The sequence below is a fragment of the Streptomyces sp. NPDC044044 genome, assembly GCF_056434405.1.
The window spans coordinates 1,015,149-1,036,899 of record NZ_JBWKFG010000002.1 but is presented as its reverse complement, the minus strand read 5'-3'; the positions used below and the strand labels follow the sequence as shown (position 1 = coordinate 1,036,899).

Annotated in this window: 13 protein-coding genes; 11 read left to right on the top strand and 2 right to left on the bottom strand. The window is 70.2% G+C overall.

Annotation, left to right across the window (positions count from 1 at the left end; all coding sequences use genetic code 11):
* Nucleotides 1–633: 633 nt before the first annotated feature.
* Nucleotides 634–4,788 (bottom strand): serine/threonine-protein kinase, encoded by a 4,155-nt coding sequence (locus AC07AG_RS10460; RefSeq protein ID WP_478753763.1) that lies wholly within the window; start codon nt 4,786–4,788, stop codon nt 634–636.
* Nucleotides 4,789–5,270: 482 nt separating this feature from the next.
* Here AC07AG_RS10460 and AC07AG_RS10455 point away from each other — a divergent pair, with 482 nt between their 5' ends.
* The 11 genes from AC07AG_RS10455 (at nt 5,271) to AC07AG_RS10405 (ending at nt 20,268) form a co-directional block, all read left to right on the top strand.
* On the top strand, nt 5,271–5,600 hold the full coding sequence (locus AC07AG_RS10455) for a hypothetical protein (protein ID WP_351161621.1): 330 nt from the start codon (nt 5,271–5,273) through the stop codon (nt 5,598–5,600).
* A gap of 58 nt (nt 5,601–5,658) precedes the next feature.
* The gene (locus AC07AG_RS10450) at nt 5,659–5,970 is read left to right on the top strand and encodes a pore-forming ESAT-6 family protein (RefSeq protein WP_351161619.1); all 312 of its coding nucleotides are present in this window, start codon (nt 5,659–5,661) and stop codon (nt 5,968–5,970) included.
* A gap of 53 nt (nt 5,971–6,023) precedes the next feature.
* Entirely contained in the window at nt 6,024–6,413 is a 390-nt protein-coding gene (locus AC07AG_RS10445) for a DUF6507 family protein (protein WP_478753761.1), read from the top strand.
* Entirely contained in the window at nt 6,410–7,282 is an 873-nt protein-coding gene (locus AC07AG_RS10440; protein ID WP_478753759.1) for an immunity 49 family protein, read from the top strand. The genes AC07AG_RS10445 and AC07AG_RS10440 overlap by 4 nt, the downstream gene beginning before the upstream one ends.
* Nucleotides 7,283–7,426: 144 nt before the next feature.
* Nucleotides 7,427–7,717 (top strand): hypothetical protein, encoded by a 291-nt coding sequence (locus AC07AG_RS10435; protein WP_478753757.1) that lies wholly within the window; start codon nt 7,427–7,429, stop codon nt 7,715–7,717.
* A gap of 31 nt (nt 7,718–7,748) precedes the next feature.
* Nucleotides 7,749–9,113, top strand: coding sequence for a type VII secretion integral membrane protein EccD (gene eccD, locus AC07AG_RS10430; RefSeq protein WP_478753755.1), 1,365 nt, complete (start codon nt 7,749–7,751; stop codon nt 9,111–9,113).
* Between the two features lie 216 nt (nt 9,114–9,329).
* Nucleotides 9,330–10,253 (top strand): CpaE/TadZ family protein, encoded by a 924-nt coding sequence (locus AC07AG_RS10425; RefSeq protein ID WP_478753754.1) that lies wholly within the window; start codon nt 9,330–9,332, stop codon nt 10,251–10,253.
* Nucleotides 10,250–14,251: a type VII secretion protein EccCa gene (eccCa, locus tag AC07AG_RS10420; protein ID WP_478753752.1), complete on the top strand. Its 4,002-nt coding sequence runs from the start codon at nt 10,250–10,252 to the stop codon at nt 14,249–14,251. The genes AC07AG_RS10425 and eccCa overlap by 4 nt, the downstream gene beginning before the upstream one ends.
* Nucleotides 14,248–15,675 carry a DUF6177 family protein gene (locus AC07AG_RS10415; RefSeq protein ID WP_478753750.1) on the top strand — a complete coding sequence of 476 codons (1,428 nt, stop codon included), beginning with the start codon at nt 14,248–14,250 and terminating at the stop codon, nt 15,673–15,675. Before eccCa ends, AC07AG_RS10415 begins: the two co-directional genes overlap by 4 nt.
* A gap of 261 nt (nt 15,676–15,936) precedes the next feature.
* Nucleotides 15,937–16,362, top strand: coding sequence for an effector-associated constant component EACC1 (locus AC07AG_RS10410; RefSeq protein WP_478753748.1), 426 nt, complete (start codon nt 15,937–15,939; stop codon nt 16,360–16,362).
* 6 nt (nt 16,363–16,368) lie between these two features.
* Entirely contained in the window at nt 16,369–20,268 is a 3,900-nt protein-coding gene (locus AC07AG_RS10405; RefSeq protein ID WP_478753746.1) for a caspase, EACC1-associated type, read from the top strand.
* A 36-nt stretch (nt 20,269–20,304) separates the two neighbouring features.
* On the opposite strand, the gene AC07AG_RS10400 is transcribed toward AC07AG_RS10405, so the two are convergent.
* Entirely contained in the window at nt 20,305–21,366 is a 1,062-nt protein-coding gene (locus tag AC07AG_RS10400; RefSeq protein ID WP_478753744.1) for a beta family protein, read from the bottom strand.
* Between the last annotated feature and the right edge of the window lie 385 nt (nt 21,367–21,751).

Below are 21,751 nucleotides of genomic sequence, written 5' to 3'. Positions count from 1 at the left end.
TTTCCCGATCGTCTCACGCACGTCTCACGCACCCACGCGGTGACTCCGCCCCACGGCTCCAACAAGCCGTAACCGCCTCACTGTTCAAGCCGATGCCGTCAGCCCAGCAGGCGCCCACGAGGGTCACCGCGTCCAGACCATGCCGGTCGACGCAAATGCGTGCCGGGCTCGCCCGGACGGTCATGACCCTCCGGGCCGATCGAGGAACTACAGCGACGAGCAGAAGTCCTCTTCGCAACGCTCTGCGACGGAACCTCCTACCAACCACCGACCGCCAAGGGGACTCACAGGAGCAGCCACCCCAGCCGCCCTACCCCCGACCTGCCCCGCATCCCGCTACCGCGTTCAACCGCTGGATGACGTGTGCGCGGCAGGGGCGTGACCCCTACCTGCGACGTTTCCGTCGGGATGCCAGGATTTGAACCTGCGACCCCTTGGCCTCCAGTCAAGTGCGGGATTGTGGTTCGGAGTTCTGAAGACCCGTTGACGCCCGTACGACGCCGCACTCAGAAATGCGGCGCCACTGGGCCCGTACCGGACCGTCCGCCGGCACGTGACACCACTGCAGCCGCCCCTGCTAGACACACTCTCCACCTCCCAGCCGCCACACCGAACTTATTCTGAAGTGGTCAGTTAGCCGCGCCGCGGCTTCGGCTGTACCTGGTCCTCCCAGGCTCGGGCGAACCGTTCGTGAACGGGGATTGGGATGGCGACCGCCGCGGGGTCGTCCGCCGGGGCGGTCGGCGCGGGGCGGGGGGCCTTCGCGGCAGTGAGCTCCTTGCGGACGGCGCGGTGGTGGTCCAGGGTCCAGGTGTTCCAGCGGCGGACGGTGCGGTCGGCCGGGCGGTCGAGGGCGTGCAGTTGGAGGTGGAGGGCCGCCGCGTCGCGCCCTATGCCGAGAGCCGCCGCGGCCTGTTCCACCAGGGTCGGGACGCTGAACAGCGGGTTGGTCTCGTACTGGCCCGGCGGGACCGGGGTACTGGCAGACCGGTCCGCCAGTCGGCGCAGGGCTGTGCGGAGATCAGCGGGGGCGTCCGTGAGCCGGTCGATGAGAGCGCGGGCGCCTGCCGCTGCCGGGTCGCCGACCGGGCGTTCAGTGAGCGCCCAGGTAACGGTGGTTACGGCGGCCCGCACCCCGTCGGCATCCAGTGGCCCGGGGACGCGGCCGGTGAGCAGGGCAGTAGCCCAGATTTCGTGGAGGCCGCGGTCTGCGGCGAGGGCAGCGGCGTGGCTGCCGTCGTCGGCGTACGGTCCGGAATCAAGGAGCCCGGACCAGGCGGCGGCCATCCGGTCCGCGGCGGCGGTCATACCGCCGGGTGCCCACAGTTCGGCCGGGTCCGCGGGCACGGCTGCCGCGAGCACGGTGCGCCGGCCGACCGGGCCAAGCCGGGCCAGGAACTCCTCGTACGCCCAGACGGTGTCCCGGTCCGCCTTGTACGGCTTGGTGCGGAGCAGCTTGCGGTGCTCGTCGTAGTCGTCTCTGCCGGGGAGCCCGTCGAGGATGAGGGCGGCGATGGGCCGGGGCACTCCGGTGCGCCAGCGGAACAGGTCCACCGCCTCCTCGGGCACCGGCAGCGGGCCGTGCTCGGCGAGCAGGGCCAGCAGGCGGGGCAGTCGGGTGGTGTCGTCGCCGGTGATGGTGTGGGTCTCGCACTCCTCGGTGTCGGCGGGCTCCGGGTCGGCGGCGCGGTGGAGGAAGAGGGCCAGGCCGCTGCGGACCGGGCCGGAGGCGATCAGGGCGCCGCCGGCGCGGAGTTCGGCGATCCGCTGCTCGGGGGCGCGGCCGGTCCGCCAGGCGCTGTCGGCCTCGGCGAACGGCTGTCGGCTCCAAGCGCAGAGCAGGGCGGTGAGGGCCTGTCGCTCCGTGGCAGGGGTGGCGGCGGTGGCGGCACGCCAGGCGACTGCATCGATCCGGCCGGTCAGCACCGCCCACTCAGGCGGGGTTGCAGGCAGGGCGAGGACCCGGACCTCGTCCTCGATCTCGCCGCGTAGGTACCGGCCGTCGGCGGCGACCGACGTGAGGAGCGCGGGCTGCGGCTGCGGCGGCTGTGCCTCGAAGGACCGCAGTTCGGGCAGCAGACCGCGCAGGGCGGGGGTGAGGCGGGTGTCGAGTACCGGGTCGGGCAGGTCGACGACCGGCCCGGACCGCATGATGGCGACCCGGTGGGACAGTTCCTGGCGGCGGCGCAGTACGTCGACGGCGAGCCGGGCGGCGCGGTCGACGCCGGCCCGGACCCGCAGGTCGCTCACGCCGGGCAGGGGGTGGGGCGCGTCGTTGCCGCTCCCGGTGCCGGGGTGCAGTAGTCGGCGCAGGTCGGTGTCGGTAACGGCCCGCAGGGCTTGGGAGGATGCCTCGCAACGGGGGACCAGGAAGTGCCAATAGGCGGGCGGCGGCATCGGACCGGCCTGCTCGCCGAGGGTGGCGCGTGTCGGGGAGCGGTCACGGCTGCCAGGGAAGCCCCGGACCTGCCAGAGCAGGGAGTTGTCCTCGGCGGCGTGGCTGCGGATGGTGGTCCCGCCGGTCACGACGGCGTGCTCCCCGCCGAGCGGCAGGGCGAGGATGCCCCAGGGGCGGCGACCCCAGGTGCGGCTGCGGTAGGAGGCGGTGCGGCCGTCGATGGATTCCAGCACGAATTCGCGGGGCGATGGCCCGCCGTACGGCGTGCGGTAGCGGACCCGGCAACCGGTGAGCCGCCCGTCCTGGCCCAGCGGAGAGGGTGGGGCGCCCGGCGGCAGCACGGCGAGGATCCGGTGGTCGGTGAAGAGCTCGGTTCCGGGCGGGGTTTCGGCGGGGCGGTGGAATGCGGGCAGGGTGCGGTCGTCGGTGGGGGTGCCTGTGTCCGGGTCGAAATGGGCCCAGCCATTCCTGCGTTCACCAAACACCTCTGAGCTCCAGAAGGCCTGGCCGTCGTACATCTGGTAGTCGCGGTGGCCGATGCCCTCGTGGCCACCGGCGCGCAGGACGCGTTCACCGTCGAAGCGCCCACCGCCGTCAGGGGTCTCGAACTGATAGCCGAGACCGCCCTGGATGCTGCCGCCGTAGGGGGCCAGTCCGTACGTCTCCTCCGGTTCGAAGGTCTCGCCGAGCCGGTCGGACCAGTAGGCGCTTCGCGGCCGCCAGTCGTCCTCGGCCGCCTCCCACGCGACGAGGAACTGGCCACCCACCCAGTGCACGGTGTGGGAACGGGAGGCGTCGGGCAACTCCAGGGTGTGATCGCCGCGCCGTCCTGCGTGATCGACCGCGATGGCGCGCGCTTCCCCGTACACGGTGAGCACCGGCCAGGTGCAGGTGACATGCACGGTCTCGTCCGGCCGGAACTCGGCAAGGGCCTGCTCCAGTGCGGGCCAGCCCAGCTCTTCGGGCAGTCCGGCACGCAGGGTGCGGGCCAGCGGGCCGGTGAGGTCGAGGGCATCGAGGGCTTCCTCGATGCCGTCCAGGGCGATGGCGGTGGGCCGGTCGAGGAGGTCGCGCAGTTCGTCGACGGCTTCGTCGGCGGCGGCGAGGCCGCCCCCGCGCAGGGCGTCGAGCAGCTTCTCGATCCGGACGTGCACCTCGGCGGCCACGCCCGCGTTCTGTGGGAGTCGACTGATGGCGGTGCCGGTGCGGGGCCCGGCGGCGCCACCGGGGCCGGAGCGGAGCCCGGCATGCACGGTGCCCTCCAGGCGGGGCCCGAACACCGGGTCGGCAGCAAGCGCCTTGAGGTCCCGCCGCGAGCGCTCGTCCCAGAACTGCAGGCTGATGGCGGCGCCCGGGTCCTCGACGGGTATGCCCTCAGCGAGGCAAAGGTCGAGCAGGTCCGCGTCCAGGTGCTGCCATTGGTAGCGGTCCTCGTGCAGCCGAACAGGGGCACCAGCCGCCCGCAGCAGCGGTGCGAACCGGCCTACCAGGTCGAGAAGTTCGGTCGGCATGGGCTGGCTGGTCACTCCACCGCCGGCGACACGGCGGTGCGAGTAGCCGGCACAGTAGCGGCGCAGCCAGTCGCCGAGGCCGCCCTCGGGGGCGATCCGGCCGGCCGCTGCGGCGTCGGCAGCACCGCAGCGGATGAGCAACCGCAGCCAGGCAGCCGCGTCGTTCTTCGATTCGGGGAACAGGTCAAGCAGTCCGGTGGCCTGCTCGTCCGTCGGCGGGTGCACGGTGAGCGGTCCGGCGGCGTCGTCGAGCAGCCGGTCGGGTACGGCCTTACCTCGGGCTGCGGCCAGCAGCCCGCCCAGCACCCGGGCTTCCTCGTCTGTGCCGAGACCGGCGGCGCGGGCCGAGTCCCGAACCCGGCGGCCCAGGTCGGCGGGGAGCTCGCCGGGCGACGCCGCCCAGGTGGCCAGCAGACGGACGGACTCCCGGTGGGCGTCGCCGGGATCGAGGATTCCGGCCAGCCATGTGCGGTGACCACTGAGTTCGGTGGCGGGCAGGGCACCGAACCGGGCGAACAGCAGCACATTCGCCCGCCGCCAGTCGGAATCGACGTGCAGCCGGTGGTCGCGTTCGGCTGAGCGCGCCTGACCGTAAGCTCGGGCGGCCGAGCGGCGGTGCGTCTCCAACAGCCAGTGGCCGATGGTGTCCCAGAACCAGGGCAGATGGGCCGTCGGCAGACCTCGGGCCAGGCTCTCCATATCGTCCACGAACCGGCCGGGCTTCTCCCAGGACCGCCCCCGCTTTCGGTCGGCCTGGTCGAGCACAGCGCGCGCGGTGGGCTCGGCGCCCGGCTCCCGGGTGCGTGCCCAGTCGGCGTAGGTCTCGGAGATGCGATGGTTGGCCGGGAGCGGGACGGGAGTGTCGGTGCGGCTGGTCATGCCCTTGATCGTGCCAGTCGGTACTGACAGAGCGGGCGTGGCACCGACTTTGAACGTGAGGTCCTCCGATCGACTCTGCCCGCTCACAAGCACGCAACAGCGACCGCCACACTGGACCGGTCGTCACACTGGTACGCATCCATCTCCACCGCGGCGAGATAGAAGCAGCCCCCTCCTCCCACCGCCCATCGAGGGCACCTTTCGTGACAGCGCTTCACCTGCCTCGCACTGATGCGGCAGCATAGGACTCCTGCCGGCCCAGCTGCGGCCACAGAACATCGCTGCCCGTAGCGACGGGCCTCTGCGGTGGCGCACCTGATGGCACAGATCACGCCACCCCACCCCCAACCGCGTTGCGTCTGCAACGCCGTATGGGACAGGATGTTCGATACACTACGGGGCGTGAGTGACGCGTGTGCATGCCGTGACGGCAGAACCGCCCGCGGCGCACCACACAATCGGGGATACACGGGGGTGGACTCATGAAGTTCGACATGGGAGACACGACTCTCGCGGTGCTGGGGAAGAACACCGTGGGGTCGAGCGACGATCTCGGGACGCTGATCAGCTTGTTGGTCCAGGCGGCGGAGCCGCTGGAGGGCAAGTTCAACGGAGCGGGCAAGGCGACCTTCGACTCGTTCAAGTTGCGCGCGGACGAGATCACTTCAGATCTGAACGGGGCTCTGTCCTCGATCCTGGGCGGACAGGCGGGCATGGATACCGCGTTCGGTTCCGGTGACCAGGAGCAGTCGGACAACGCGCACCAGAACATGGGCGCGGCCAACTTCGACGGCGCCCGCTTCTCGGCCTGACCCTGCCGAATCGACTTGCCCGCACACCCAACACTTCGCACACAGGGGGAACTTCGCCATGGCTGGAAACCAGGACCGCCGCTCCTACGACACCGGCGCCTCGTCCGACGTACAGGGCGGCCTGCAGATCATCATCGGCCAGCTGGAGCGGGTACTCGGCGACCGCGACCGCGCGGTGAAGGCCGCCATGGCCGACTACCAGGCCGACGGCGTGTCAGACGACTACCACGGCAAGGAAGTCCGCTGGAACAAAGCGGCCAACGAGGTACGGGAAATCATCCGCCTCGTGCGCACCACGCTGGAACAGAACGACGGCACCGCACAGTCGACACTCGCGCGGGCACGCGCCGCGGTCGACAACATCGGCTGAGCGACAGCACCGAGCGGTTGGGCTGAATTACGGGGATCAGTAGGGGGTTTGGCATGCCTGCGTGGGACATTTCACCGTCCGGGGTGGATTCAGTGACGTCGTGGGTGGGGCTGGCGATGGACGACTTGGCCAAGGACGTCAAGGCGTACGGGACCGACGCCGAGAGCGCGGCAACCTCGGCCGGCACCATCAGCTCGGGGTACTGCGGGGACGTGCCCGTCGGGCCGATCGGCGTGGCTCTGGCGCTGTTCGTGGACAAGTCCGCGGAGGATGCTCTCTTCCCCGGCGCTCGGGCCGCGAAGTCGGTGAACGGAGCGATCGAGGCGACCAACCACTACCTGCACGGGGACCTGGAGCAAGCCGCGACCGCACAGCGCAATGCGGAGAAGGCCCCGGACATGAAGGCCATTCTCGCCGACGCCCGCAAGGGAACCCTTCCGTGACCGACCACATGGCCCGGCATGACCTGTCGGCAGGACCTGACGCCAAGCAGTTGGCGGAGCGCCTCAACACGCACTTGGTGAACGGCATCGATCACCTTGCGGACTCCGCCGGTACCGCGAGCTTGATCGACTCACATTTCGACACCGGGCTTCTGGTGTTGCGCGCTCGCTGTGTCGTCGATCCCCGAGCGGCGGCGTTGGAGACGTGGGAGGCCACGGTCAACGCGATGCAACTGGGATCAGCCTTGTTCGCCGTGACGGCGAGGGTCGAGGGCTCCGTCGAGTGCCGCATCAACCGGAAGGTGCGGACGCTTCCAGCCCTGGGCCTGCTGCCAACTGCCGATGCGGGAAACTGGCTGACGGCGTTCTGGCTGGCCGTCATCTGCCGCGATCAGCCGCGGATGACGCAGCTGTGCGAGATCCCCTTGGAGCGACTGCGTGCACGCGAGGGGAAGTATGACGAGTACATCTATCACTGGGTAGACACCCTGCAGACGTACTGGCTGCGCCGGCCTGGACTGGTGGAGAAACTCACCGCTACGTTCCAGGCGTCGGATCCTGCCGTCGCGCGAATCACCCCGCGAGATCTCCTGGATGGCCTGCTTTACCCACCGATCAACCTCTTCTACCACTTCGTACGCAAGAATGAGGAGGGGTTCAATCCCGCCCTTTTGGAAGCCTTGAAGCTGCACAGGACTTATTGGACGCTGAACGAAGATCGGGAAGCAGACATTGATGGAAGCGTCGCCTTGGGGCCGCTGGCTATCGCTTGCCTTGCCTACGACGGGGGGATTCCGATTGACGTCGAGTCGGAGTACTTGCCGAAGCATCTGCTGCAGCGCGGCTGGCTGGGCGAGTTCCCCACGTGACGCCGGTCGACCGTCAGCGCCTTCCTCATGGATTCCCCGCTGACAGAGCCACAGTTGAGCTCAATTAGGCTGGCCGACACAGACTTGACCAAGATGCCCACTGCGCACGCGCACTGCCAGCTCGAGAAATAGAAGTGGAAGATTGTGGCAGCCCAGGACTACGACAGTCAGTTGCTGGAGTCGGTGTCGGTACGACGCCGACGGCTGCGTGATGCGTCATTGTTCGGTGCGCAGCGGCAACGGCGCACGGTGGATGAGCGGTTGGGAAAGGTCTTCGCCGGAGTGGTGATCGCGGCGGTGTTGTGTGCCGGGTGCGTGGGGTGGTCGTTCATTTCGAACCGGCTCATCGGCAAGAGCCCCTACAGCACCTCCGTGCCTCCTTCCCCGCCCTCGGCACCCTCCCCCTCGCCCTCCGTAAGCCCTTCTTCTCGATGATAGGTTCGAAAGCGTGATATCTGCGGGGCCGTTGAGCCGCACGAGCGGTACCAGTCGCACCGCCTTGAGCCGGGTCACTCTGGTGGGAGAGCAGCGGCGGGTGGATCTTGTGCTTCCCTCGCAGGAGCCCATCGGGCTGCTGCTTCCGGAGGTTCTGCGGCTGCTCGATGACCGGGCTGCCGCCCGGCCCATGCTGCGGCATCTCGTCACCGCGGACGGTTCCGCGCTGGCGCACGACAGCACCCTGGAATCCGCCGGTGTCGCCGACGGTGCCGTGCTGCGGCTGGTATGCGTCGAGGATGCGCCGTCCGCGCCCGTGGTACATGACGTCACCGATGAAGCTGCCGATGATCTGGACGTGCGGGCCTGGCGGTGGCGGCCCGCTGCGCGGCGGGTGGTGGCTGGGCTGGCCACCGTGTTCTGGGTTGTTGTCGCGGGAGTGTTGGCTGCCGGACAGTTCGAGTCAGCGGCGGCAGGCGGCGCATTGGTGGCTGTCGCCATGGGGCTGGGTCTTGCCGGCGCTCTGCTGGGGTGGCGCAAGCAGCCCGGTCTTGCCACCACGTTGATTGTGTCTGCTGGTGCGCTGGGCATCCTCGGGGCCTGGACGTCGGGCGATGCCCATGGCTGGGGCCCTCCGGTGCTGTTGGCGGGCGTCGCCGTCAACGTCGCACTCGCGCTGTGCCTTCTGGGGTGGTTCTCACCGTTGGGGCGAGGTGCCCTGATCGGAGCAGTAGCCGCCCTGGGATGCCTTGTTCTGTGGGAGGCGGCTTTCGCGCTGCAGGACGGCGGCCGGACGGGCGTCGAGCAGTCCCGTATGGGGGCGTTGCTCGCCGTCGTGTCGGTGGTTGTGCTCGGTGTGCTGCCGCGGCTTGCCCTGATGGCCTCCGGGTTGTCGGGGCTCGATGACCGGCGTACCGGCGGGGCCTCGGTGAGCCGGTACCGGGTGGGTACGGCACTGACCGCCACGCATCGTGGACTGGCACTGGCCACGCTTGTGTTGGCTCTCTCCGCCGCGGCGGCAGGGGTGATGGTGCTGCGTGCCCCCTCGGTGTGGACGGTCCTCGTGGCTGTGGTCACCGCCGTGGTCCTTGGGCTGCGGGCGCGCGCCTACCCGCTCGTCGCGGAGGTGGTGGGGTTGTTCGCCGCCTCGGCCGTCGTCGTGGTGGCCCTTGTCGGAGTGTGGCTGGAGCGGTCGCCGGCCGAGGGGCCGTTGGCCCTGCTGGTCGCGCTGGCGCTGATTCCTCTGGTGGTCCTTGCGGTACAGCCTGCCGAGCACGTGCGGGTGCGGCTTCGCCGTGTCGGCGACGTGCTGGAGTCGATGGGGGTCATTTCCCTGTTGCCCCTGGTCATTGGGGTGTTCGGTGTGTACGGGCGACTGCTCGACACCTTCGCGTAGGGGTGCGGCATGGCTCAGCAGGAAAGTGATTGGCAGCGTGACGTGCTGCGGGAATTGGGGGCCGCTCCTGCGCCCGCTGCCGAGCTGCCTTTGGCCGCTTCAGAGCGAGCGCCGGAGCAGACACAACAGCGGGCGCAGGAGCCGCCGCGGACCACTGCTCCAGCACCCCGTCCGTCGTCAACCTCCCAACCGGCACCTCGCGACCCTCGCCTCCCTATGCCCACTCCCGAGTCCGTGCCGACGGTCGATCCGCGCCTGGCCCGCGCCCTGGGCGGCCCGCAGCACGGAGACTCCGCAGCGCGGCGCACCGGTCGCACGCTGCGCAAGCTGACCGCCTCGGCCGGCCAAGACGTCGCCGAGCAGACACGCCTCGCCCGTGAGGTCCAGCAGCCGGTGACCACCGGGCGGGTCATCGCGGTGACCTCCATCCGCGGCGGCGTCGGCAAGTCCACCGTCTCCGCTCTCTTGGCCCGCACGTTCAATCACTACCGCCACGACCCCGTGCTTGCCCTGGAGGCCGACGCCGCGCTCGGCACTCTGCCGGTCCGGCTCGGGGCGGAGTCGGTGCGCTGGGCCTGCGCCGACCTGGCCCAGCTTCTCAGCCCGGCCATGCAACTCACCGACGTCACCGGCTATCTGGTGCCGGTCACGGACGGCGGCTGGCTGCTGCCCGCGAGCCAAGGCAGGGTCGGAGCCCCACTCGACGTACCCACCTACCGCACCGTCACCCTCGCACTGCGCCGCTACTTCGCGGCGACCGTGGTCGACTGCGAGACGCTGCCCGGCGAAGTGGCACGGACCGCTATGGACACCGCCCACGCCCGCGTCATCGTCGCCCCGATGACAGCCGAGGGCGTCAACGGCACCCGCCTGGTCCTTGACTGGCTGGCCCAGCTGCCGCACTCGGCGTTGGCCACCACCGTGGTCGCGCTGTCCGCCAACTCCCCCGATACAACGCTCGACTTGAAGACGGCCGCCGCGCACCTGCGCGAGACGGGGGCTGCCGTGGTGCCGCTCCCCTACGACCGTCATCTGGCCCAAGGAGGCCCCATCCACACCGGCATGCTCAGCCAAAGCTCCCGCGACGCCGCCGTCCAACTGGCCGCCGAGGCGATGGGGCGGGCGGTGCGGGTGCGATGACCCAACACCTCATACACCGTCCCGCCCGCTCCACCCGGCCGCAGGCCGCCGCCCCCGAGCGCACCATCGAACCGCCCCCGAACCTGCCCGAAGGCAAGATGGGCAACGCGGCCACCGCGCTCCTTCCGATGGCGGGTGTCATGGGCTCGGTCGTCATGATGACCGTCATCCGTAACAGCCAGTTCGCCGCCATCGGCGCCATCGTCCTCGTCTTCGCCCTCCTGGGTGCGGTGGCCCTGTTCCTGTCCCAGCGCGGCAAGGCTCAACGCACCCGGCGTACCCAACGCGAGCGGTATCTCGAATACGTGGAGGAGCAGCGAGACGAACTCAGCGCCACCGAGCGGGAGTTGCGACGACAGGCGCGAGTCCTCAATCCGCCACCTGCCGCGCTGTACGACCTCGTGCGTGATCCGGCCCGGCTGTGGGAGCGGCGCCGTCTCGACGCGGACTTCCTGCGGGTGCGGCTCGGCACCGGCGACGTACCCGTACAGGGTCTTGCGATCGGCCAGAACCAGGGCAGCGGCGTACTGACCCCACCCGACCCGTTCATGCTCAACGAAGCACGGGCGCTGCAGCACCGGTTCACCACCGCGAGCGACTTCCCGCTGACCGCGCCGCTGGACAGGGCGGGCAACGTCAGCATCATCGGCGAGCGAGACGGCGTACTGCGCGTCGCCCGCGCCCTGCTGATCCAGACCGCGGTGACGCACGCCCCCGACGATGTCGCCATCGCCCTCGGCGTGCCCGGCGAACGCCTTCAGGAGTGGGAGTGGGCGAAGTGGCTGCCCCACGTCCTCGATGCGCAGCAGGACGACGGTCCGGTCGCCGCCCGGCGCATCGCACCGAGCGTGGACCAGCTCGCCCGGCAATGCACCCCAGACCTGCGCCGCCGCTCCTCCTACGCAGCCGAAGTACGCCGCGGCCTGTCCGACCGCAACGCACTGCGGATGAACGACCGGCTCCTGGTCATCAGCGACTGCCACGGCAACACGGCCACCGACCTCCCCCGCCCCGACACCGCCGTCGACCTGACAGCTATGGGCGTGACCGTGCTGCACCTGCTCGAGCAGCAGGTCCACGAGCCCGACCAGGTGAGCGTCCGGATCACCGTCGACGGCGACCACGTCACGGTCGAAGACCTGCGCGCCCCCGAAGCGCTGCCCGGGCAGGGCACCGCGGATGAGATGAGCCTGGCGGGCGCCGAGGGACTGGCCCGCATGCTCGCCCCGCTGCGGCTCTCCGCCGAGTCCGCCGCCGAGGGCACCCCCATCTCCGGCCCCGTCGACTTCCCCACCCTGCTGGGCATCGACGACCCGGCCGCCCTCGACCTCGACAAGCTGTGGGCACCACGCAGCGAACGCGACTTCCTGCGCGTACCCATCGGCCTCAACGACCGCCACGACCCCGTCCTGTTGGACCTCAAGGAATCCTCCGAGCTGGGCATGGGCCCACACGGCCTGTGCGTGGGCGCGACCGGCTCGGGCAAGAGCGAACTCCTGCGCACCCTCGTCCTGGCCCTGGCCGCCACCCACTCCCCCGAGGACCTGGCGCTCGTCCTGGTCGACTACAAGGGCGGCGCCACCTTCGCCCCCTTCACCGAACTCCCCCACGTCGCCGGTGTCATCACCAACCTGGAGAACCAGGCCGGCCTCGTCGAACGCGTCCACACCAGCCTCGCCGGCGAGGTCAAACGCCGCCAGCAGGTCCTCAAAGACGCCGGGAACGTCGCCGACATCGGCCACTACGCCGCCCTGCGCACCAAACACCCCGAACTCGAAGCCCTCCCGCACCTGTTCGTCGTCATCGACGAATTCGGCGAACTCCTCACCGCCAAGCCCGACTTCATCGACCTGTTCCTGTCCATCGGTCGTATCGGCCGCTCCATCGGCGTGCACCTGCTGCTCTCCAGCCAGCGCATCGAATCCGGCAAGCTCAAGGGCCTGGAGACCTACCTCTCCTACCGCCTGGGCCTGCGCACCTTCTCCGCCGACGAGTCGCGCACCGTCCTGGACACAGTGGACGCCTTCCAGCTGCCGCCGCTGCCGGGCTTCGGCTACCTCAAGGTCGACACCTCCACGTACGAACGCTTCAAGGCGGGCTACGTCTCCGGCGCCTTTCGCGGCCCGGCCCTGGGCGAACAGACCGACGTCGAACCCCTCGCCTGGCCCTACCCCACCTTCAACACGGGCCAGGACCCCACCACCGGCGCGCCAGAAGAACCCGCGATGCGGGAGCGGGAGACCGGCCCGACCGTCCTGACGGCGATGGTCGACCAACTGTGCGCCGCCGCCCCTCCCGTACGGCGCATCTGGCTGCCGCCGCTGCCCGACACGATCTCACTCGACGCCGCCGCCGGCCCCGTACAGGCCTCCGAGCGCGGCCTGCACCTGGCCACCGCCACCGGCCCCATGCAGATACCGCTGGGCGTCCTCGACGATCCGGCCAAGCAGCGGCAACAGCCCTGGACCCTGGACCTGACCGTCGCGGGCGGACACGCCGCCGTCATCGGCGGCCCCCAGTCCGGCAAGACCACCCTGCTGCGCACCCTCGCGCTCTCCCTGGCCCTGACCCACACCCCGGCCCAGGTTGCCGTCTACGGCCTCGACCTGGTCGGCGGCGGCCTGACCGCACTCTCCGGACTGCCGCACGTGGGCGGCATCGCGGGACGCGCCGACCACGAACGCGCCGCCCGCACCGTCGCCGAGGTCCGTGCCCAGCTCGCCCTGCGCGAAGAGCTCTTCCGCGAACACGGCATCGACTCCGTCGACCAACTGCGCCACCTGCGTGCCCGGGGCCGCCTGACCGAACTGGGCTCGACCGACATCGTGCTGCTCATCGACGGATTCGGCGCCCTGCGCGACGAGTTCGCCGAACTCGACGACACCATCGCCGAGCTCCTCAAACGCGGTAGCGGCTACGGCATCCACATCGTGGCGGGCATGCTGCGCTGGAACGACGTCCGCATCGCCACCCAGTCCATGTTCGGCACCCGCGTCGAACTACGCCTGAACGACCCCTCCGACTCAAGCGTCGACCGCAAGCTGTCCGAGACGCTGTCCGCCGACACCCCTGGCCGGGTCCTGACCGACGTCAAACTCTTCGCCCACACCGCCCTGCCCCGCATCGACGGCCAGCCGACCACCGGTGACCTCGGTCCCGCCCTGGAACGCGCCGCGCGTACGTTGCGTGCCAGCTGGCACGGCGAACTTGCCGCCCCCGTACGGGTGTTGCCCACCGCCCTGCCCGCCGCCAAACTGCCCTCGCCCACCGCCGAACCCTCGCGCATCCCGCTCGGCGTCGACCAGGACGCCCTCGCCCCGGCATTCCTGGACCTGACCGGCCAGGACCAGCATCTGCTGATCCTCGGCGACAACGAATGCGGCAAGACCAACCTCCTCAAGCTCATCACCGGCCAGCTCATCGACCGCCACAGCGACGAGGAACTGGTCTTCGGCGTCTTCGACCCGCGCCGCGGCCTGCGCGGCGTGGTCCCCGAGCCCTACCGCGGCGGCTACGCGCACAACGCCAAACTCGCCGCCGCACTGGCCACCGGTATCGCGGGCGAACTGGAAAAGCGCATGCCGGAGACCGCCGACCCGGACGCGATCACCGCCGGGCCCGCCTTCACCGGCCCCCGTATCGTCATCCTCGTCGACGACTACGACATCCTCACGACCGCCGGCCAACAACCCCTGGCGCCCTTCCTGCCCTACATCTCCTCCGCCCAGGACATCGGCCTGCACTTCATCGTCACCCGCCGCGTCGCCGGATCCTCCCGCGCCCTGTACGAGCCCTTCCTGACCACCCTGCGCGAGACCGGCGCCACCGCTCTGCTCATGACCGGCGACCGCACCGAGGGCCAGCTCTTCCCCGGCCTCTACGCCTCTGCCCAACCGCCGGGCCGCGGCACCCTGGTCCGCCGGGGCCGCCGCCACCAGCTCATCCAGACCGCCCTGGCCGAAGACGCCGCAGCACCGGAAGAGACACGACACCCGTGACCAAGGACGTCATCGCCCTCACCCCCAAGATGCCCGACATCAACACCTTGCTCGCCGGTCTCTTCGCCGGCGGCCCCGACCTGGGCGTCAACTCCCTGGCCGAGGGAGCTGTCGTCCAGCTCTGCGCCCCGGGCGGCCGCCCCCTGGTCTCCGTAGAAGCACCCCTGCTCATCCAGGTCCCCGGGGAGGCACAACGTCTGCTCGGCCCCGAGGTCATCACCCCCGAGGGGCCCTACTGGTGGACCGAAGCGCGCGCCTCCACTGCCGTCGAGGAGGGCGAGCGCCTCGCCGGATCCTTCGCCGGACGCCTGGCCGCCGTCCTGGGCGGCACAGTCTGGCCACCGGAGGCCGCCCACACCGACGTCGTCCCGCTCACCTCCGAGGACGTCACCGCCAACCCGGCCCCCGCCACCGCCTCACCGGCCGTCGACGTCCTCACCGACAAGGCCGCGGTCGTCATCCAGGACCGCCCGTTCGTTGCGATGACGACCTGGCTCGCCGACGCCCTGCGCGGGGCGACCGCGGACGATCGTGCCCTGCAGATCGTCACCCCGGCACACACCCGTCTGACCTTCCCCGCCCGCACGGCCCTGCAGGGCCACCCCAACCGGTGGGTCGTCCAGGACCCGTCCTGCGGCTACTACGACGGCCTGTCCGGCACCGAACTCCGCTGGCAGGAAGGCCATTTCACGCCCGTGAGATCCGCGAAGGGCAAGCCCCGGCTCGCGGAAGCCTTCAAGCCCCAACCTGCCGCCTCCGACACTCCGGGCGAGCGCCAACTACTCCTCTCCTTCCAGACCACTCATCCCGCCGACGAAGATCTCCAGCTCGGCGGCGCCCTGGAAGCGGCCTGGCAGGCGCTCACCGGCACCCCGCCGGCCGGATGGTCCACAGCCGAACCCATCGCCCTGCCCTGGTCCCCCCGCCAGTTGACCGAACTGGCCCGCGCCCGCGCCCAGAAGAACGCCCCCACGTGGCTGACCACCGTCGGCACCCTCGATCGCCCGGCCCTGGCCACCACCCGCATCACCCACACTTCGGCAGGCATCGAGGAACACATCACCCTCGCCCTCGGCTACGCCCCCGACGAAGCCCCACCCGTGGACGCCATCACCTCGCTGGCCGAAACCCTGGCCACGGAGCACGGTCTGGCGTCCATGCTCGCCACGCTCCGCACCGCCCGCCGAGACCTCACCGTTCCACCTCGGTTCGAAGCCCCGCCTGTGCCCCTCTCCTTCACCCTGGGTGCAGAGGCTGTGAGCGAGATCGGCCTCACCCACGCCCAAAACCCGCCGGGTGGCCTAAGCCCCACCCGACTCGGCGTTACCGCGCGCCCCTCACTCCACTACGTACTGGGCGACGGCACCGACCCGAACTCCTGGACCACCCTCCAGCAACTCACCCAACACCTGAAATCCACATAGCAATGCCGCGGGCAGCGGCCTGCGGCCTCCACATGCCCCGGTCCAGAGCCGCGGACTGGGTGACTGTGCGGCTTGGCCGTCGCGCCACGCGTCAACGGGCCCGTCTAGATACCCGTACAGCGTGCGATCAGCCATTTTTCGGCCCGCGCCTGGTGGTTTCCGGAAACAAGCCCGCCCGCTGTCGGACTGGCCGACTATCGTCGTCCGCTCGTGCCTCCGTCATAGGCAGTCATAGGCACGGCAGACCGAGGGGGACGCGCGATGACCACCACGCCCGAGGACCGGACCGGGTACCGGATCTCCATCGTCGACGACGATCCGCTGCGTGCACGCAAGGACGCACGTGAGCTGCTCGCCGAAATCACAGACGCCGACCCTGAGGCCGCCCTGGACATCCCCCGGCAGCGTACGACGGCCGACCCGACGGAGAAGGGCGGGCTGTCGGCCGAGATGATCGGCCTGGTGATCAGCGCTGGTTCGCTGGTCGCCGCCGGGGTGCAGATCTGGCTGGCACGGGCGCCGCAGCGGACGATCATCGTGAAGCGACCGGACGGCGCGACCCTGAACATCACCGGCACGGAGGCTCGCGAGGACAACGAGCGGATCGAGCGGTTCCTCGCGGGCGAAGGTACGGCGCCTCACCTCACGGACGACGACGGCCTCGGCACCACCCCCGCGGCCGGCTGAGCGCGCATGGCCGACAACGACCGGTTCGCCATGCTCGTCGGCGTGTCCACGTACGACAGCGACGCGTACCACGATCTGCCGCCTGTACGCGCCGATCTGCATTACATGCGGGCGGTGCTGCAGAACACCGAGATCGGGATGTACAACGACTGCGAAATGGTCCCCGAGCCGACCCGCGCGGAGATGCTGCACGCCGTCGAAACCTTCCTGAACGCGCGGCAGGCCAGCGAGACCGCCCTGTTGTACTTCAGCGGGCACGGGGAGTTCTGCGAGAAGGACAATCAGCTGTACTTCCTGACCCGGGACACCGATCCGGACGATCTGTCGGGTACGGCGGTCCCTGCGGAGTTCCTGGAGCGGATGCTCCAGTCGTGCCGGGCCTCCTCAAAGCTGGTGCTCCTTGACTGCTGCTCCAGCGGCTCCGTCGTGCAGGGCTGGACCTCGAAGGGCCCCGCGGAGGAAGCCGGGCGGCCCACACCGAGCACCTTGCTGCGGCCTACCGGCGTGTACTTCATCACCGCCTCCGACGCCCTCCAGTCCGCGTCCGCGATGGCTCCGGCCGGGTCGAGCCTCGGCACGTCCCGGTTCACCGGGGAGATCGTGGAGGGGCTGCGCAACGGGCTGATCAAGGGCAGCGGCTGGATCACGCCGGACGACCTCTTCGACTACCTGACGACGCAAATGGCGCGCGACGGCGTACCGGAGGAGCAGCGCCCCACCAAGTCCACGATCAGGGCCACGAACAGCCTGCCTTTCGCCCGGTCGGTGGCTCGCCCCGTGCACATTCCCGCGCTGCCCCGTGACGCGGCCGAGACTGCTCAACGCTCTCCCGCCCTGCTCAAGGCACGAGAATTGGCCGCGCTGGACGCGCGCGACGGCGTCGACCCTCAGCGGCTGCTGCGGTACTACGCGCACTGCCTCACCGCGCAGGCTGCGGCCGGCATGCGGCCCGATCGTGACAGCGGTCGCGACTCGAAGTACTTCCTGCTGGGTCAGGGTGAGGAGCGCATCCAGTCGGGTCAGGGATCCGCCTTCCCCGCTCCGGGAAAGCTGCCCAAACCGCAGAGCGGGCCGACCGGTGCGAGCGGCGGGGACGCCGGGGCTCGGCAGGAGTACTGGTACGGCTATCCGGCGATCACGCTGCCCGTGCGGGATGGTGGCGCGCGGGGGCGTCGCACGGCGGTCGAAGTGGCTCCGCTGCTCATCCAGCAGATGGAGCTCGCACCGGACGAGGAGGGGCGGGACGTACTCCGGCCCAGCGGTGTGCCTTCCCTGCACACCGGTGTCGTGTCGGAACTGCTCGACGCGGGCGACGCGGCCGACCTCGTCGCGCGCTGGCAGCCGTCCTGGCAAGAGGGCAACGAGGCGCAGATGCTGCGCGCCGTCCGTCAGTTGCTAGAGGAACTGGGGCTGCCGGAGCTCGAGCCACTCGATCCGTCCTCGCTCAGTGAACGGACGGTCATGCAGGCGCTGCGTCCCGGCGCACACAACGCGGCCGTACTGCAGGTGCCTTCGGGTGTGGAGGCCATCGCCACTCAGGCCCTGGTGAGCAACCTTCTTGAGATGTCGACACGGACCGGACACATCGCCGGCACCGCCCTGGGCACCCTGCTGAGCGGCGGGGAGGGTGGTGCGCACGAGGCTTCCGCCGCCGTGGTGGCTCCGGGGCCGTGCAACGAGAGCCAGGAGCTGGTGATCTCATCGGCCATGACGCGGCCGCTGACGGTGGCGACCGGGCCGCCCGGGACGGGCAAGAGCGAGGTCGTCACGGCAGTCGTCACCTCCTGTGTCGCCGCCGGTCAGTCCGTGCTGGTCGCCTCCACGAACAACGAAGCGGTGAACGTTGTCGCCGAACGCTGCGACGACATCGCACCGGGCCTGCTGATGCGGACGGGCAACGCCGAGGCGCTGGAGCGGGAGTCGGCGAAACTGGAGCGGCTGCTCGGCGACCCCGCCCAGGCTCCACGGCGCGGATCGGCCACCGTGGGCGGCCAGTTGCGCAGTACCCGTAAGACCGGCGACGGGCTGCGGGAGGAGGCTGCGCGCCGTGTCAGCGAGGAGGGGCAGCTGCTGGAGCTGCTCCGGGACCGGGAGGAGCGGGTGGCCACGCTGGAGTTGCCCCTGTCGCTCCTTGCCGGTGTGTGGGCCTTCAGCGAGGACGGCGTGGCCTCGCTGGGGCGTTGGGAGGACAGGGCACGCAAGGTGTCGGGGGCCCGCTGGTGGCTGCTCGGTCCGTGGCGCCGGGGGCGGGCGCTCGGCGCACTGGTCGCGGCAGTGGCCGACCCTGATGAGCCAAACCGGTCGGACGGGCCGTCGTGGCCGGCGTGGACGACCGGGCGGCCGGTGCCGTCCGAGCTGCTGGAGTCGCTGGCGGACGTGGTAGCCGTGGAACGGAAGGTGCGGGCCCTCGTACAGCGGCACTCGGAGTGGGACGAGGACGCCCTGAGACAGTCGCGGCTGAAGGCGGCAGGTGCGCTGTCCGAACTGTCGGCAGAGCTCTCCCGGGCCGTGTCCGCCGAGACATTGATGCGGGCACGCGGACTCATGGGGCAGCGGCTCCAGGCGCTCCGAGGCCGCTCGGGCTACCAGCGGAGTCAGAAGAACCTCATGGCGCACATCAAGGGCTGGGCCATCAGCACCCATTCGGTACGGCAACTGGAACTCGCCCCGAAACTCTTCGATCTGGTCGTCATCGACGAGGCGAGCCAGTGCTCCATCCCTGCCGTTCTGCCGCTGCTGTTCCGGGCCCGCCGGGCACTGATCATCGGCGACCCGATGCAACTTGGGCACATCCCCGGTGTGTCACCGCAGCAGGAACAGCAGGCGCGGGTCAGGAACGGACTGAGCGCCGCGCAGCTTGAGGACCACCGACTCACGTACCACGTGTACTCCTCGTACCACGCGGCCGAGCAGCACGGCGACTCCACGTTGCTCCTCGACGAGCACTACCGCTGCCACCCGCGGATCGCCGACATCGTGAACGGCCATTGCTATGCGGGGCAGCTGCAGGTGCTCACCGACGTACGGCGGCAGGTCCCGGCCTTCGACCCGGTGGGAGCTACCGACCCGGCGCCGGTCCTCGGCTGGGTCGACGTGCCGCACGGCGAGTCGGCGCGGGGCGGCGAGGGGCGGTCCTGGCGAAACTCGGCGGAGGCGGAGGCCGTACGGCGAGTGGTGGACGGACTGCTGGGTCGGCTGCCGCAGGACGCGACCGTGGGGGTGGTCACGCCCTTCCGAGCGCAGAAGGAGATGCTGGCGCGGGCGTGGCGCGACGACGACCGCGTGCGAGTCGGAACGGTTCATGCCTTTCAGGGTGGGCAGCGCGACGTCATGGTGCTGAGCCCGGTGGCCACGCACAACACCCCGCGAAGGACGGCGCACTGGGTCGCCGGCCAGGTCAATCTCTGGAACGTGGCAGTTACCCGGGCCAAGTCGCAGCTGATCACCGTGGGCGCTCATGCCTTCTGGCAGGGGCAGAGCGGTCTGCCGACCCTCCTCGCGGAACGCTCGGTCCCGCTGGGGGCAGACGCGAGTGAGGACGGCGGTCCGGTGACGACGGCCGCCGCGGTGCCCGCGTTCCGGGAAGAACTCACCGACCGGCTTCAGCAGTACCTCTCAGAGCGCGGAGTCACCGACTTGGAGCGGGCGACGACGGTCGGCGGACACCCGGTGGATCTGCTGTTCACCGAGGCCGGCGAGAACACGGCGGTACTGATCGACCCCGGCCCGCCTCACGGCGCCGACCAGGCACGGCACCTGCGGCTGACACACGCGCGGGGCGACCTCCTGACCGGCCTGCAGTCCGGTGGCCACGGGGCGAAGGCGGGGCCGGTGGGCCGGACGGTACGCGTCCCCGCGTGGCGCGTCATGGCGGGCGAGGACGTACTGGGGCCGCTGTTCGACTGAGCGTGGACGTGCCTCAGCCGGTGGGAGGAGGCACGTTCAGCTTCCGGGCAGGGACCGTACGACGTATGTCATGTGCTGGACGTTGCCCGCCCAAAGCCATTGGGTATGGCTGCCGGAGCCTTCGCTGTCCGTCATAGGTCCATCAGCGCAGTCGCGCAGCCAGGTCTCTCCGGCGCTCGCGGTCGCTCCCCGGAAGTCGGGCAGGTCACGGATCAGGCCTGCGGCGACCCGGATGGTCGCTGTACGGTCGGGCCCCGCGTTCAGCGTCTTGCACAGGATGAACGAGCGGTCGACGGTGTAGCGGAGGACACCCCAGGGCGGTCCTCCGCCTCCCGGCACCGTGGCCAGGGCCGCGGGAGACTGCACCCCGTAGTCGCCGTATCCGAGCCGTGAAAGGCGCGTGCGGTGGCCCGCGCGGATCTCATGCCACATGTCCCAGTCGGCGCGCGGCTCTTCGTGCGGCTCTCCCATCGGCATCATGTCGTCCGTGACCTGAGGGAACGCACCACCGAGTACGGCGACGGTCCGCCACGTGCCGACCAGGTCCACGAGAGCATCCAGCGCACGTAGCGCCTCCTTTCCCGCGTCAGGGCGGCCTGGCAGGACACTGCCCAGGTCCAGCAGCAGATCGACGGGCACCTCACGGCCGACGCGGTCCAGCAGCCTGCCGACGGCCTCGACGGTGGCCCCGTCGAATTCCGCGGGCATGCGGACGCGAACACCGACTCCACAGCCACAGAGGCGGGCGGTTTCCACAGCCACCGTCTGCTGAGCCTCACTGCGCTCGGGCCCGGTCACCGGGCGGAGCAAGCCGGAGAGCGCGATGTACTCGCCCAGGATCTCGGCAAGCGCCGACGTCTGCGCGGCTTCCGCGAAGGGGGCGTCGATCCAGCCCGGATGGCGTCGATGCGCGCCCCTGACCCGGCGCAGCTCCTTCTGCCAGCGTGCGCTCATCAGCTCCGCCGGAGTCACTCCGGGAGAGGGCGGGAGGTTCCAAAGGGGTGCAACCGCAGCCTGAATATCGGGCCGCAGACGTTCGTATGCGATCCGGCCATGCTGTCGGACGGGCAGAACGGGAACGTAGAGCGGTCCGGACATCGCGGTCCCCCTCCGGCACTGTCCGCGCGCCTTGGCCCCTCCAGGGTCCGCTTATACCAAGCCAGCCGGAAAGAGGGTCTTTTCAGTCCGAACGGCCGAAGTGCGCAAGCACCTGACGCCGGTGTGACACAAGTTGCGCTCTTCGTGATACTCGAGGGTCGGACTCCCAAGCGGACGTGACACAGGGGGAACTGAATGGCGCTCAGCCGGCCGCTTCAGGAGGACCGTCCGCCGTGCGCCGACCCACGCCCGACCGACACGAAACTGCTCCGGGCCTATGACCTCGTACACGGGCGCACCGAGAAGACCCACCGCGTTCAACCTCCGGATGCTGTGTGTACCCGGACGTGGAGTCCACACAGACATGGGGTGGGTCGGTAAAAGT